Origin of the sequence: Sanguibacter gelidistatuariae, assembly GCF_900096585.1 — a bacterium.
Lineage (GTDB): Bacteria > Actinomycetota > Actinomycetes > Actinomycetales > Cellulomonadaceae > Sanguibacter > Sanguibacter gelidistatuariae.
Genome location: NZ_FMYH01000001.1, coordinates 946,605 through 959,841 on the forward strand (window position 1 = coordinate 946,605; position 13,237 = coordinate 959,841).

Below are 13,237 nucleotides of genomic sequence, written 5' to 3' on the forward strand. Positions count from 1 at the left end.
CGTTGTTGGGTGAGACCCGACGACGCGACCCGACTGCTGCCCGTAACCGGGCCCCCGGTGCCCCCCGCGCTCGCGGTCCTGGCAGGCTCGACGGCTCCCCCCGACGCTGGCCGCACGCCCCCCACCGCCTACGCAGTTCCGGTCCGACCCCGCATCCTGGCGCTTCTCGTCGCAATCGCCGCGGCGGTCGCGACCATTGCCGTCTGGCGTGGTTTTGTGGGGACGCACCTTGGCCAGGTCGTCGAGGAGATCACCTACGACGGTGCGCTCTACGGGCGGACCCGCCTGTGGACCCTCGCCGAGCCGCTGCTCGACGTCGTCTCGGTCAGCTTTGTGGTGCTGGGCACGATCGTCGCGATGGGAGTCGCGCTCGTGCGACGCCGATGGAGCCTGGCCGCGCAGGTCGCGGTCGTCATGGTCGGCTCGAACGTCTCGACCCAGCTGCTCAAGAACTATGTCTTCGACCGGGCGGACCTGGGCACCGAGAGCTGGTGGGGGAACAGCCTGCCGAGCGGTCACACGACCGTGGCCGCCTCGGTCTCGGTCGCGCTCGTGCTCGCCGTGCCGCGCGTGGCCCGGCCCGTCGTCGCGCTGCTCGGTGCCGCGTACACCGCGGCGACCGGCATCTCCACGCTCGTCGGGCAGTGGCACCGGCCCAGCGACGTCGTCGCGGCCGTGTGCGTCGTGCTCTTCTGGGGGGCGCTGGCCTGCGTCCTGACCACCCGGTCCGCGCTAGACCCGGCCCGCCCAGGGGTGACGGGCGGCAACCGCTACGCACCGCGCGGCTCGGGCACCGGATGGACCCTCACGGTGCTCGGTCTGGTCGCGGTCGTCTGCGGCGTGGTGGCGGGGTGGGCGCTCTACCAGACGGCCTCGGTCGTGGAGTCCGCGGCCGAGGTCACCAGCCGCGTGGAGCTCGTCGCATACCTGGGTGGGGCCTGCGCTGTGGTCGCCGCGACGGCCATGGCATTCGCCCTGCTCCTGGCGCTCCGCCAGGCTGTGGCGCGTGCCACTGCGGGAGTTTCGGTGTGACGAGCGTGCCCTGAGGCCGTAGGCTGCCGAGTTGAACGCCTCTCGCAGCAGACGCTGCTGCTGACCGAGCGCAGATCGATACCACGCAGTCCTCGTCACGGAAGCAGGCCCTTGTATGTCCGCAGGTCGCAAACTCGTCATCGTGGAGTCGCCGGCCAAGGCGCGCACGATCGCCGGCTACCTCGGCGATGACTACGCGGTCGAGGCGAGCGTTGGTCACATCCGCGACCTGCCTCAGCCGTCCGACATGCCGGCAGACATGAAAAAGGGCCCCTTCGGCAAGTTCGCGGTCAACGTCGACGGCGGCTTCGAGCCGTACTACGAGGTCTACGCGGACAAGAAGAAGAAGGTCGCCGAGCTCAAGAAGCTCCTCAAGGACGCCGACGAGCTCTACCTCGCAACCGATGAGGACCGCGAGGGCGAGGCCATCGCCTGGCACCTGCTGCAGGAGCTCAAGCCCAAGGTCCCGGTCAAGCGCATGGTGTTCCACGAGATCACCCGCGAGGCCATCAACCGGGCGCTCGAGAACACCCGCGAGCTCGACACCCGGCTCGTCGACGCCCAGGAGACGCGCCGTATCCTCGATCGTCTCTACGGCTACGAGGTCTCACCCGTCCTGTGGCGCAAGGTCCGTCAGGGTCTGTCCGCCGGGCGTGTGCAGTCCGTGGCCACCCGCCTCGTCGTCGAGCGCGAGCGTGAGCGGATGGCCTTCGTCTCCGCAAGCTACTGGGACGTCTCGGGCGAGTTCACCACGCTTGCCGGCCCCGATGCGGGGGAGTGGTTCTCCGCAAAGCTCACGCAGGTCGACGGCGCGCGCGTGGCCTCCGGCCGCGACTTCTCAGACGCCGGCGTGCTCAAGACGCCTCAGGGGATCGTGCACCTCGACGAGACGGCCGCCGCCGCGCTCGTGACCGCCCTGGCCGACCAGCCCGCCGTGGTCCGCAGCCTGGAGACCAAGCCGTACACCCGTCGCCCGGCGGCCCCGTTCACCACCTCGACGCTCCAGCAAGAGGCCTCCCGCAAGCTGCGGATGTCGTCCCGCCAGACGATGCGCACCGCGCAGTCGCTGTACGAGAACGGGTACATCACCTACATGCGTACGGACTCCCCGTCGCTGTCAACGCAGGCCACGGACGCCGCGCGCCGTCAAGCCGCCGAGCTCTACGGTCCCGAGTTCGTCCCGTCCGCCCCCCGCGTCTACACATCCAAGAACAAGGGCGCGCAGGAGGCCCACGAGGCCATCCGCCCCGCCGGGGACGCCTTCCGCACCCCGGCCCAGGTGTCCCGCGAGATCAGCGGCGACCAGTTCAAGCTGTACGAGCTCATCTGGAAGCGCACGGTCGCCTCCCAGATGGCCGACGCCCGCGGGTCGACCGCGTCGGTGCGCCTCGCCGTGACCGGCACGCTCGGGTCCGACGCACCGACCATCGGGCGCGCCTCGGCCGGGTCGACGACCGAGGCCGTCTTCGCGGCGTCGGGCACGGTCATCGCGTTCCGCGGCTTCCTCGCCGCCTACGAGGAAGGCCGCGACACCGACCGCTACGACGCGCCCGCGACCGCGAAGAAGACCGACGATGAGGCCCGGCTGCCGCAGATGGCCCAGGGCGACGACCTCAGCTCTCGTGACCTCGCGGCCGACGGCCACGCGACCTCCGCCCCGCCCCGATTCACCGAGGCGAGCCTGGTCAAGGCCCTCGAAGAGCGGGGGATCGGTCGCCCGTCGACGTACGCCTCGACGATCTCCGTCATCCAGGACCGCGGCTACGTGCTCAGCCGCGGCCAGGCCCTCGTGCCCAGCTGGCTCGCCTTCGCGGTGATCCGGCTGCTCGAGGAGCACTTCGGCCAGCTCATCGACTACGACTTCACCGCCGCGATGGAGGCCGACCTCGACGCGATCGCCGCGGGCGAGACCGAGCGTGTGGCCTGGCTGACGAAGTTCTACTTCGGCGACGACGGCTCCGGCGCGACCAGCGGGGAAGGCCTGCACGAGCTCGTCGAGAACCTCGGCGACATCGACGCCCGCGAGATCAACTCGATCTCGATCGGTGAGGGCATCACGCTGCGCGTGGGCCGCTACGGCCCCTATATCGAAGACACCGCAGCCGAGGTCGCCGAGGGTGAGAACCCCCCGCGCGCCTCCGTGCCCGACGACGTCGCACCCGACGAGCTGACCGTCGCCAAGGCGCGCGAGCTGCTCGAGACGCAGGGCGAGGGCGACCTCGTCCTGGGGACCGATCCCAGCACTGGCACGACCATCGTGGCCAAGGGCGGACGCTACGGACCGTACGTGACCGAGCTGCTGCCCGAGCCAGAGTTCGAGGAGGGCCTCTCGGCCGCCGCGCTCAAGCGCGCCAAGGCCGCGCTGCCCAAGCCGCGCACGGGCTCCCTGCTCAAGACGCAGTCCCTGCAGACCATCACGCTCGAGGACGCGCTGCAGCTGCTGTCGCTGCCCCGGGTGGTCGGCGTGGACCCCGAGACGGGTGCGGAGATCACCGCACAGAACGGCCGCTACGGCCCGTACCTGAAGAAGGGCACGGACTCCCGGACGCTGCCGAGTGAGGAGGCCATGTTCACGGTCACTCTCCCCGAGGCGCTCGAGATCTACGCCCAGCCCAAGCGCGGCCGCGGGGCCACCGCTGCGCCGCCGCTCAAGGAGCTCGGCGAGGACCCGACGTCGGGCAAGCCGATCGTCATCAAGGAGGGCCGCTTCGGGGCCTACGTGACCGACGGGGCGACCAACCGGACGCTGCCCAAGGACATCACCATCGAGGCGATCACCCACGAGCAGGCGGTCGAGCTGCTCGCGGAGAAGCGCGCCAAGGGACCGGTCAAGAAGACCACCCGCGCGGTTGCGGCCAAGAAGGCGCCGGCGAAGAAGGCCGCGACGACGAAGGCGGCGGCTGCTTCGAAGACTGCTGTCGCGAAGGCTCCGGCCAAGAAGGCTCCCGCGAAGAAGGCTGCTCCCGCCGCGGAGTGAGCATGCGCCGGGACCTGACGCCGAGGGCGTCGGGGCCCGGACGCTCGTGAGACGGGGCTGAGCCACCCCGGGCGTGTCGCGACGTAGCGCGGTCGGGGCACGGCCGTAGGGTCGATGCACTGGATTCTCTGGGCGCGCTCACAGGAGGTCCGATGACATCGACGTCATCGTCTGTTCCGCTGTTCCTCACGTCTGTCCCGTCCCGCCGCCGGTGGGCCGCGGTCGTCGGTGCGTTCGCGCTCGTGGGCGTGGCCGGGTGCTCGGGGACGGCCGCCGAGCCACCTCCCGCGGCAGCCTCACCTTCGACGGCAGCCTCACCATCGGTGGTTCCGGAGCCGAGCCCGAGTCTGACTCCCTCGCCGAGCCCGACCCCCACTCCCAGCCCGACCCCCAGCCCGACGCCGACGCCCCCTCCCGCGCCGGCGCGCGCCGCGACCAACGTCCCGATGACCAAGCTGGCGCCGGGGGAGATGCCTCCGCAGTTCGTGATCTTCTCCTTCGACGGGGTGGGCTGGCACGAGCGGTGGACGGAGTTCTCCGAGGCGGCCGCCCAGGTTGATGCCCGGTTCACGGGATTCCTGACCGGTATCTACCTGCTCACCGACGACCAGCGCGGTGCCTATACCGGCCCCGGGCACACCAGCGGCAAGGCGTCGGTCGGCTTCGGTGGTAGTGCCGACGACGTGACGACGCTCGTGGGCGACCTCAACACCGCCTACCTCGCCGGCCACGAGATCGGCACGCACTACAACGGGCACTTCTGCGCGGACAACGCCCCTGGCGGGGGCGCGTGGTCCACCGCGGACTGGAACAGCGAGCTCGACCAGTTCTTCACGTTCTGGGACGACTGGCAGACCATCGACTCCCTGCCCGACGCCCCCGCACTGCAGGTGCCACGCTCCTCCGTCACAGGCGGACGTACCCCCTGCCTGGAGGGCGACTGGGGGCAGATCGCCCCGGCCTGGGCTGCGCACGGGCAGACCTACGACTCCTCGATCCCGGGCAACGGCATGGCCTGGCCCAAGCAAGAGAACGGCCTGTGGGAGTTCCGGATGCAGAGCACACAGTCCCCGACGCTGGGGAACGTCATGGCCATGGACTACAACTTCTGGTACAAGTTCAACAAGGCCACGAACGAGCCGGCGCGCGCCACTGAGATCCACGACGCGGTGCTGGGCACGTACCGGCACATGTATGAGGCGGTCTCGACCGGCAACCGGGCTCCGATGCTCGTCGCGAACCACTTCAACCAGTGGAGCGGGAACGCCTTCAACCCGGCCGCCCGGGACTTCATGCTCGAGGTCTGCGGTCAGCCTGGCACGATCTGCGCCACCTACCAGGACGTCATCGCCTGGATGGAGCTGCAGGACCCGGCGGTCCTCGCCGAGCTCCAGGGCAGGGCGCCGGTGTTCTGAGGCCGCGGCCGCGGCGGGGACGGGAGCGCGCGGACGGGGCTCGCAAGGCCCGGCCGACAGCGACTTCGCTGGTGAAAGCGATGTCACAGGTGACGGCGGTGTCGGCTAGCGTTGTTCCATGACTTCCCACACTGACGTGACGACCGCCTCCTCCTCCGTGCCCAACCCCGACCAGGCGCCCGCCGTGCGCTGGGGCATCCTGGGGGCGGGAGGGATCGCCGGAGCTTTCGCCGAGGCCGTCACCACGGCGACCGCGTCTTCGATCGTCGCCGTGGGATCACGCTCGGCCGACAAGGCCCGCTCCTTCGCCGACGCCCACCTGGGTGCCGACGCCGCTGCCTCTCGCGTCCACTCCTCCTACGAGGCGCTCGTCGCCGACCCTGACGTCGACGTCGTCTACGTCGCGACGCCGCACTCACACCACCGCGAGCACGCCCTGCTGGCTATCGCCGCGGGCAAGCACGTGCTCGTGGAGAAGGCATTCGCCCGCAACACGGCCGAGGCGACCGAGGTCTTCGAAGCCGCGCGTGCGGCCGGGGTGTTTGTCATGGAGGCCATGTGGACCCGCTTCCTGCCGCACATCGCGGCGATCCGCGAGGTCCTCGCGAGCGGGGAGATCGGCGACGTCATCACGCTCACTGCGGACCACGGCCAGTACTTCGACATTCCCGACACCCACCGGCTCCTCAACCCGGACCTCGCCGGCGGCGCCCTGCTCGACCTCGGGGTGTACCCGGTCTCCTTCGCCCACGACATCCTCGGCGTCCCCGAGTCGATCACCGCGGTGGGTACGCTCACCGAGACCGGGGTCGACGGCCAGGTATCGATGATCTTCGACTACCCCGGACGCACGCAGGCCGTGCTGAACTGCACGCTGTGGGCCGCGACACCGACGGCCGCCACGATCACCGGCACCAAGGGGCGCATCGAGATCGACGGCGCCTTCTACGCGCCGACCGGTTACCGCGTCGTGCTGCGAGACGGAGGGACCCGCGAGGTGCCGCGCGCCGACGTGGCGGGGCTCGCCTTCGAGGCGGCCGAGGTCGCGACGCGGGTGCACGCCGGTGACACCGAGTCCGAGCGGATGAGCTGGCAAGGGACGCTCGACGTGCTCGCGGCGATGGATGACATCCGCCGCCAGGTGGGCGTCGTCTTCCCCGGTGAGGTGGTCGCATGACCTCCCGGCCGGTCCTCGTCTCTGGCGTCGCGGGCGACCCACGCCTCGCGCCGTCGCTGCGCTGGGGCGTGCTCGGTGCGGGCAACATCGGCGGCTCCTTCGCCGACGCCGTGGCCCAGCACACGGCCGGCACCGTCCTGGCGACCGGGTCTCGTGACGTGGCCAAGGCCGTGACCTTCGCGGCCAGGCACGGCATCGATCGGGCCTACGGCTCCTACGAGGAGCTCGTGGCGGACCCGGATGTCGACGCGATCTACGTCGCGACCCCGCACTCCCACCACCGTGACCACGCGCTGCTCGCGATCGGCGCAGGCAAGCACGTCCTCGTGGAGAAGGCCTTCACCCGCAATGCCGCCGAGGCGCGCGCGGTCATCGACGCTGCCCGCGGCGCCGGGGTGTTCGCCATGGAGGCGATGCTGACCCGGCACCTGCCGCACGTGGCAGCGATCCGGGAGATCATCGGCCGGGGTGACATCGGCGACGTGCGTGAGATCCGCGCAGGCTTCGACGTGGACGTCCCCTTCGACGCCCAGCACCGGATGTTCGATCCGAACCTGGCCGGCGGGGCGCTGCTCGACCTGGGCATCTACCCCTTGGCCTTCGCGGTCGACCTGCTCGGGTCCCCCGACGAGGTCCGCGCGACCGGCCTGCTGACCTCGACCGGGGTCGACGCGCAGGAGACGATCGTGCTGCGGTACGGCAATCACGCCCTCGCGACGTTGAGCACGTCCATCCGCACGAGCGCACCGAACACCGCCACGATCGTGGGCTCGGCCGGGCGGATCGAGATCGCCGAGCGGTACCTCATGCCCACGACCTTCACCGTCACGGCGGCGGACGGCAGCGTGACGGAGTATGACGGCCGCGTGCGCGACGCCGCCGGCGACCTCCTGGACGAGGGCAAGCAGTTCGAGGCCGCCGAGGTGGCGCGCTGCGTCGCGGCGGGGCTGACCGAGAGCCCGCGGATGACGCTCGACCAGAGCCTGGAGCTCATGGAGATCATGGACAGCATCCGGGCGCAGATCGGGGTGCGCTACCCGGGGGAGTAGATCCGGAGCGGGCCGCGCTGCCTACGCGGCGTCGGGCGGGGTCGGGGCGCTCGGCCCCGGCTCGACCGGTGTCGCCACCACATAGCTGCTGCCGTCCGGTCCGACCACCCGGGTCAGTTCGGTGCGCAGGGCAATGTCGCGACCGCGCTCGGCCTCGGTGGCCGCGCGCAGGGGCGCCGTCGAGTCGCCGACCTGGGCCGGTCCGAAGATCGGCAGCAGTCCCTCGGTGATCCGCATGCCAGCGGACCTGCGGTCAGCACGTTTGGTCGAGCGACGTCCGAACATCTCAGCTTCCCCACTGCTTGGTGCACAAATGATTTGTGTACCAAGATTAGCCGCACCGTGCCTACGATGTCACTGTGACCTCTGTCCAGACCCCTGTCGCCTCCGCTGGCCTCGACCCCGCGGTCGACCCGCTCGCCCTCGAGAGCCAGGTCTGCTTCGCCCTCTCGGCAGCCGCTCGCGCGATGGTGGCGATCTACCGACCGCTCCTGGAGCCGCTGCGCCTGACCCACCCGCAGTACCTCGTCATGCTTGCGCTGTGGGAGCACGGCGACCTGTCGATGAGCGAGATCTCGGCGATGGTGCACCTCGACCCGGCCACCGTGACCCCGCTCGTGCGGCGGCTGGACACCCTAGGCTACGTCCACAAGACTCGCTCTGAGCGCGACGCGCGAGTCGTGACCATCTCGCTGACCGACGTCGGGCAGGCCCTGCGCGCGGTGGCCGAGGGTATCCCCGCCCAGGTCGTGGCACGCACCGGGATGTCGGTCGTTGAGCTCACCGAGATCCGCGTCATGGTGGCCAAGGTGGTCGACGCCGGTCAACGCGCCGGGGCGCTCTAGCCCGTCCACACCCGCCCTCCGTCCTCCGCCGAACTCGTGAGCGCGCTGGCGAACTCGTGAGCCACGGGACGTTCGCGGTCCTGAACCGCCCTGGCTCACGAGCTCGGCGAGCGGCTCACGAGTTCGGCGGAGGTCGGGCGAGCGGGGGCCGCGGACCGGGGGTGGCCGGGCGGCGGTCGGCGGGTTTTCTAGAGGTCGACGATCCGCAGGGTGCCGTCCGCGGCGACCACCACGCCTACCCGAGCAAGTCCGGGCGCGTGCGCGTCGGCGTCGAGCTCGGTCAGGTCGTGGGTGCCGTTGACCGCGAGGGTCGCGCAGCCCGCTGCCCGGCCGGAGGCCAGGCCCGCCGGCGCGTCCTCGACGACCAGGCAGCGGGATGGGGCGAAGCCCAGCAGGGCGGCCCCGAGCACGAAGGGCTCCGGGTCCGGCTTGCCGTGCGCCACGTCGTCGGCTGTCACCACGACGCCGGGAGCGGTGATGCCTGCCGCGGCGATGCGAGCGAGTGCGAGGTCCCGCGTGCAGGACGTGATGATCGCGTGGCGATCGGCGGGCAGTGCCTCGAAGAGCGATCCGGTCCCAGGTAGGAGCAGCACACCGTCCGTGTCAGCCAGCTCGATCGCGTTGATCCGGGCGACCGCCTCCTCGACCTGCTCGGGCGGGACGAGCTGCTCGACGAGCGTGCGCGCGGGGGTGCCGTGCGAGATCTGGAACGTCTCGGAGTCGTAGCCGTACTCGCCGGCCCACCGCGCCCACGAGCGGTCGACCGCGGCGATCGAGCTGATCAGCGTCCCGTCCATGTCGAAGAGGATCGCGTCGAAGGTGCGGTCGGCGAAGGCGAGGCCGGGAGTGAGCATGCCCACGACCCTACGTCGCCTCCGAGCGGGCGTCGCGACAGACCGGAGTGTGGGTGGTCGCGGATAGGCTGGGGCCGTGAGTTCACAGGAGCAGTCAGGGTTCTTCATCTCCTTCGAGGGCGGCGACGGAGTCGGCAAGTCGACCCAGTCGCGCCTGCTGGGGGAGTGGCTGCGGGAGGTCACCGGCCGCGAGGTCGTCTGGACGCGCGAGCCCGGCGGGACCGACCTTGGGCTGGTGCTGCGCCAGGCGGTTCTGCACGGGGACCACATGGACCCGCGCACCGAGGCGCTGCTCTACGCCGCGGACCGCGCCCACCACGTCGCCTCCCTCATCCGCCCGGCGCTGAGCCGCGGGGATGTCGTCATCACCGACCGCTATCTCGACTCCTCGATCGCCTACCAGGCGGGCGGGCGCACCCTGGCTATTGACGAGGTCGAGAACCTCTCCCTGTGGGCGACGCAGGGGCTGCTGCCGCAGGTCACCATCCTGCTGGACCTCGACCCGAGGGCGGGGGCCGCGCGCCTGACCGAGGCCCCGGACCGGCTCGAGAGCGCCGGCGACGAGTTCCACCAGCGCACCCGCCAGGCCTTCCTCGACCGCGCCGCCCAGGACCCGGGCCGCTGGGTCGTGCTCGACGCCGCCGCGTCGATCGAGACGATCGCGACGCAGATCCGGCGTGCTGTCACCGACCGCCTCGGCCTCGCCGCCGCTCAGCCCAGCGCCGCGCAGCCCGCCGCCCACCCGCGCCCCACCCAGGTCGGCTGACATGTCGGTCTGGGACGACGTCGTCGGGCAGGAGAGCGCGGTCGCTGTGCTGCGCGGGGCGATCGCGGACCCCGCGGCCATGACGCACGCCTGGCTGCTCACCGGGCCGCCCGGGTCCGGGCGCTCGAACGCGGCGCGCGCCTTCGCCGCCGCGCTGCAGTGCGAGCAGGGCGGCTGTGGTCACTGCCAGGCATGCACGACGACGCTCGCCGGCACTCACGCCGACCTCACCGTCGTCGCGACCGAGAAGGTGACGATCGCGATCGACGAGGTGCGCTCGCTCATCATGTCCGCCTCGCGCACCCCCTCCCAGGGACGCTGGCGGGTCATCCTCATCGAGGACGCCGACCGCATGGCCGAGCGCACCACGAACGTGCTGCTCAAGGCGATCGAGGAGCCGCCGCCGCGGACCGTGTGGTTGCTCTGCGCGCCGAGCCCGCAAGACGTCATGGTCACCATCCGGTCCCGCTGCCGTGGCGTGACGCTGCGCATCCCGCCGGTCGAGGACGTCGCGGCGCTGCTCGTAGCCCGCGACGGCATCGACCCGGCGACCGCCCTGACCAGCGCGCGCGCCGCGCAGTCGCACATCGGCCTGGCCCGGCGCCTGGCCCGCGACGCGGGCGCGCGCGACCGGCGCGCGGCCGTGCTCGCCATCGCCCGGCGGATCCGCGGCGTGCCCGACGCCGTGATCGCCGCAGGCGAGCTCGTCGAGGTCGCCCAGACCGAGGCCAAGGCCGCGACCGAGGAACGGGACGCGACCGAGAAGGCTGCCCTGCTGCGCTCGCTCGGCGCCGAGGCCGGGCAGACCCTCCCGCCGTCGCTGCGGTCCCAGGTCAAGCAGCTCGAGGATGACCAGAAGCGCCGGGCCACCCGGCGACAGCGGGACGTGATCGACCGGTCCATGATCGACCTGCTCTCCCTCTACCGCGACGTGCTCATGGTCCAGCTGCGGGCCGAGGTCGACCTGGTCAACGTCGAGCTCGACGAGACCGTACGCACCCTCGCGGAGGAGTCGACGCCGGAGCAGACGATCCGCCGGATGGACGCGATCGGGGTGGCACGCACCCGGCTCGGTGGGAATGTCTCGCCGGTGCTGGCCCTCGAGGCGATGGCCATCGCGCTTCGCCCGCAGGGCTGAGGCGACCAGGGGCGGGACCGGAGGGCTTCTCTCCAGGACCTCCCCACCTGTGAGTGTCGATTGACCTCAAGGTTCGTTACGTTTGGGTCGTGACTTTCGTTCGTAACGCCTCGACCGCGCCCGCAGACTCCTCACCGCCCACAGATTCGGCGGGCTCGTCGTCCCTCGAAGCCGCGCCGCATCGGCTGGGGAGCCGGCGCGGGCGCGCGGCGGCGGTCCTGGTGGGCGCCGCGCTTGTGCTCGCCGGGTGCACGTCTCCCGCGGCCAAGGTCCAGACCGGTGTCACCCCCGGCGCCGACCCCACCTCGACCTCAACCGACCCGGGGCTGTCCGTCGACGGGATCCCCGCCGAGCTGCTGCCCTTCTACGAGCAGACGGTCGACTGGACCTCCTGCGGATCGGGCTTCGAGTGCGCCGACATCATGGTCCCCCTGGACTGGGACAACCCGACCGGAGACACCATCACGATCGGCGCCAAGCGTCACCCCGCGAAGGGGACGTCGATGGGCACCATCCTCATCAACCCCGGCGGCCCGGGCGGTTCCGGCGTGGACTTCGTCGACTACACGCCGTTCTTCTTCGGCACCCCGCTCCTCGACAACTTCGACATCCTGGGCTTCGACCCGCGCGGGGTCGGGGAGTCCAGCCCCGTCGCGTGCCTGACCGACGCCGAACGGGACGTCGCCGACGCAAAGACGTACACGACCGACGACGCCGGACTAGCCGCCATGGAGGCGGACGCCACGGCCTTCGGCGAGGCGTGCCTGGCCAACACCGGCGCGGTGCTCGGAGAGGTGGACACCCAGAGCGCGGCCCGCGACATGGACGTCATCCGTCAGGTGGTGGGCGACTCGAAGCTCAACTACCTCGGGTTCTCCTACGGGACCCAGCTGGGTGCGACCTACGCCGGGATCTTCCCCGAGAAGGTCGGGCGGATGGTGCTCGACGGCGCGATCGACCTGCGCCTGACGTCCCAGGAGCAGAGTCTGCAGCAGGCCGTCGGCTTCGAGAACGCGCTGCGCGCCTATGTGACCGACTGCCTCGGGGGCAGCGACTGCCCCCTGACCGGCTCGGCCGACGACGGCATGGCGCAGGTGAAGGCGCTCTTCGACCAGATCCTGGCGAACCCGCTGCCCACCGACGACCCGGCACGCCCGCTCACCCAGACGCTCGCCTTCTACGGCATCGCCCAGCCGCTGTACTCCCAGTCCCTGTGGAGCAAGCTCACGACAGCGCTCACCGACGCCATGAACGGTGACGGAACTTCGCTGCTGGCCAGTGCCGACAGCTACAACTCCCGCAACGCGGACGGCACCTACTCCGACAACCAGGGTGAGGCCTTCAGGGCGATCAACTGCCTCGACGACCGCGGCGAGACCGACCGGGCAGTGATGGACGCCGAGGCGGCCGAGATCCTCGCGGCCGCACCGACGATGGGCGAGTTCTTCGGCTACGGCGGTCTCGGCTGCAAGAACTGGCCGTTCCCGCAGGTGGAGAAGAACTTCGACCTGGCCGCTCAGGGCGCGCCACCGATCCTGGTGGTCGGCACGACGAACGACCCAGCGACGCCCTACGTGTGGGCGCAGGGGCTCGCCGAGCAGCTCGACTCGGGCGTCCTGGTGACGTACGACGGCGAGGGTCACACCGCGTACGGCACGTCCAACGCCTGCGTCCTCGACACGGTCGACGACTACTTCGTCAAGGGCACGGTGCCCGCGTCGGACCCGATGTGCTGATCGGCACGGCTTCGGCCTAGGCGGTCGAGTGCCTCACCCGTCATGAGGAGACTTTGGCACATTTAGCCTTCCGTAAGTGAGCCGCTTACGGAAGGTTAAGGTGTTAGCCTTCCGTAAGGATCGACGGTAGGGAACGTTATGACCACTGGGACCTGGCCTGCGATCGGCACGGAACCGCGCGAATGGACCTCGCGCATCGACCCGGGTCACCTCGATGTGTGGCAACGCCATCGCACGGAGCGCCCATA

General features: G+C 70.9%; 11 protein-coding genes. 9 read left to right on the forward strand and 2 right to left on the reverse strand.

The window, feature by feature from the left end; translation table 11 throughout:
- Nucleotides 1–9: 9 nt before the first annotated feature.
- From BLQ50_RS04230 to BLQ50_RS04255, 5 genes are all read left to right on the forward strand, one after another.
- On the forward strand, nt 10–1,032 hold the full coding sequence (locus tag BLQ50_RS04230; protein WP_245700870.1) for a phosphatase PAP2 family protein: 1,023 nt from the start codon (nt 10–12) through the stop codon (nt 1,030–1,032).
- A 115-nt stretch (nt 1,033–1,147) separates the two neighbouring features.
- Nucleotides 1,148–4,009 (forward strand): type I DNA topoisomerase, encoded by a 2,862-nt coding sequence (gene topA, locus BLQ50_RS04235; RefSeq protein WP_093181390.1) that lies wholly within the window; start codon nt 1,148–1,150, stop codon nt 4,007–4,009.
- Between the two features lie 152 nt (nt 4,010–4,161).
- A complete protein-coding gene (locus tag BLQ50_RS04245) occupies nt 4,162–5,424 on the forward strand; it encodes a polysaccharide deacetylase family protein (protein ID WP_245700871.1) in 1,263 nt (420 codons plus the stop codon).
- A gap of 118 nt (nt 5,425–5,542) precedes the next feature.
- Nucleotides 5,543–6,601 carry a Gfo/Idh/MocA family protein gene (locus BLQ50_RS04250; protein WP_093181392.1) on the forward strand — a complete coding sequence of 353 codons (1,059 nt, stop codon included), beginning with the start codon at nt 5,543–5,545 and terminating at the stop codon, nt 6,599–6,601.
- Nucleotides 6,598–7,650, forward strand: coding sequence for a Gfo/Idh/MocA family protein (locus BLQ50_RS04255; protein ID WP_093181393.1), 1,053 nt, complete (start codon nt 6,598–6,600; stop codon nt 7,648–7,650). The genes BLQ50_RS04250 and BLQ50_RS04255 overlap by 4 nt, the downstream gene beginning before the upstream one ends.
- A 21-nt stretch (nt 7,651–7,671) precedes the next feature.
- Here the strand turns inward: BLQ50_RS04255 and BLQ50_RS04260 are convergent, their stop codons facing one another.
- Entirely contained in the window at nt 7,672–7,887 is a 216-nt protein-coding gene (locus BLQ50_RS04260; RefSeq protein WP_093181396.1) for a hypothetical protein, read from the reverse strand.
- Nucleotides 7,888–8,009: 122 nt separating this feature from the next.
- Between BLQ50_RS04260 and BLQ50_RS04265 the strand changes: the two genes are divergently transcribed.
- Complete coding sequence (locus tag BLQ50_RS04265) at nt 8,010–8,495, forward strand: MarR family winged helix-turn-helix transcriptional regulator (protein WP_245700872.1); 486 nt, start codon at nt 8,010–8,012, stop codon at nt 8,493–8,495.
- 188 nt (nt 8,496–8,683) lie between these two features.
- Here BLQ50_RS04265 and BLQ50_RS04270 read toward each other — a convergent pair whose 3' ends face one another.
- The gene (locus BLQ50_RS04270; RefSeq protein ID WP_093181719.1) at nt 8,684–9,349 is read right to left on the reverse strand and encodes an HAD-IA family hydrolase; all 666 of its coding nucleotides are present in this window, start codon (nt 9,347–9,349) and stop codon (nt 8,684–8,686) included.
- A 76-nt stretch (nt 9,350–9,425) separates the two neighbouring features.
- On the opposite strand from BLQ50_RS04270, the gene tmk reads away from it, so the two are divergent.
- The 3 genes from tmk to BLQ50_RS04285 all read left to right on the forward strand — a co-directional run bounded on the left by tmk (nt 9,426) and on the right by BLQ50_RS04285 (nt 12,989).
- Nucleotides 9,426–10,115, forward strand: coding sequence for a dTMP kinase (tmk, locus tag BLQ50_RS04275; RefSeq protein WP_093181397.1), 690 nt, complete (start codon nt 9,426–9,428; stop codon nt 10,113–10,115).
- A gap of 1 nt (nt 10,116) precedes the next feature.
- Nucleotides 10,117–11,253, forward strand: a complete 1,137-nt coding sequence (locus BLQ50_RS04280) for a DNA polymerase III subunit delta' (protein ID WP_093181406.1) — start codon at nt 10,117–10,119, stop codon at nt 11,251–11,253.
- An 89-nt stretch (nt 11,254–11,342) separates the two neighbouring features.
- On the forward strand, nt 11,343–12,989 hold the full coding sequence (locus BLQ50_RS04285; RefSeq protein ID WP_245700873.1) for an alpha/beta hydrolase: 1,647 nt from the start codon (nt 11,343–11,345) through the stop codon (nt 12,987–12,989).
- The last annotated feature ends 248 nt before the right edge of the window (nt 12,990–13,237 follow it).

Bases quoted from the DNA above. Each gene is read 5' to 3' on its own strand.
- topA (WP_093181390.1), top strand. From the start codon at position 1,148: ATGTCCGCAGGTCGCAAACTCGTCATCGTGGAGTCGCCGGCCAAGGCG.
- BLQ50_RS04250 (WP_093181392.1), top strand. From the start codon at position 5,543: ATGACTTCCCACACTGACGTGACGACCGCCTCCTCCTCCGTGCCCAAC.
- BLQ50_RS04260 (WP_093181396.1), bottom strand. From the start codon at position 7,887: ATGCGGATCACCGAGGGACTGCTGCCGATCTTCGGACCGGCCCAGGTC.
- BLQ50_RS04270 (WP_093181719.1), bottom strand. From the start codon at position 9,349: ATGCTCACTCCCGGCCTCGCCTTCGCCGACCGCACCTTCGACGCGATC.
- BLQ50_RS04255 (WP_093181393.1), top strand. From the start codon at position 6,598: ATGACCTCCCGGCCGGTCCTCGTCTCTGGCGTCGCGGGCGACCCACGC.
- BLQ50_RS04245 (WP_245700871.1), top strand. From the start codon at position 4,162: ATGACATCGACGTCATCGTCTGTTCCGCTGTTCCTCACGTCTGTCCCG.
- BLQ50_RS04280 (WP_093181406.1), top strand. From the start codon at position 10,117: ATGTCGGTCTGGGACGACGTCGTCGGGCAGGAGAGCGCGGTCGCTGTG.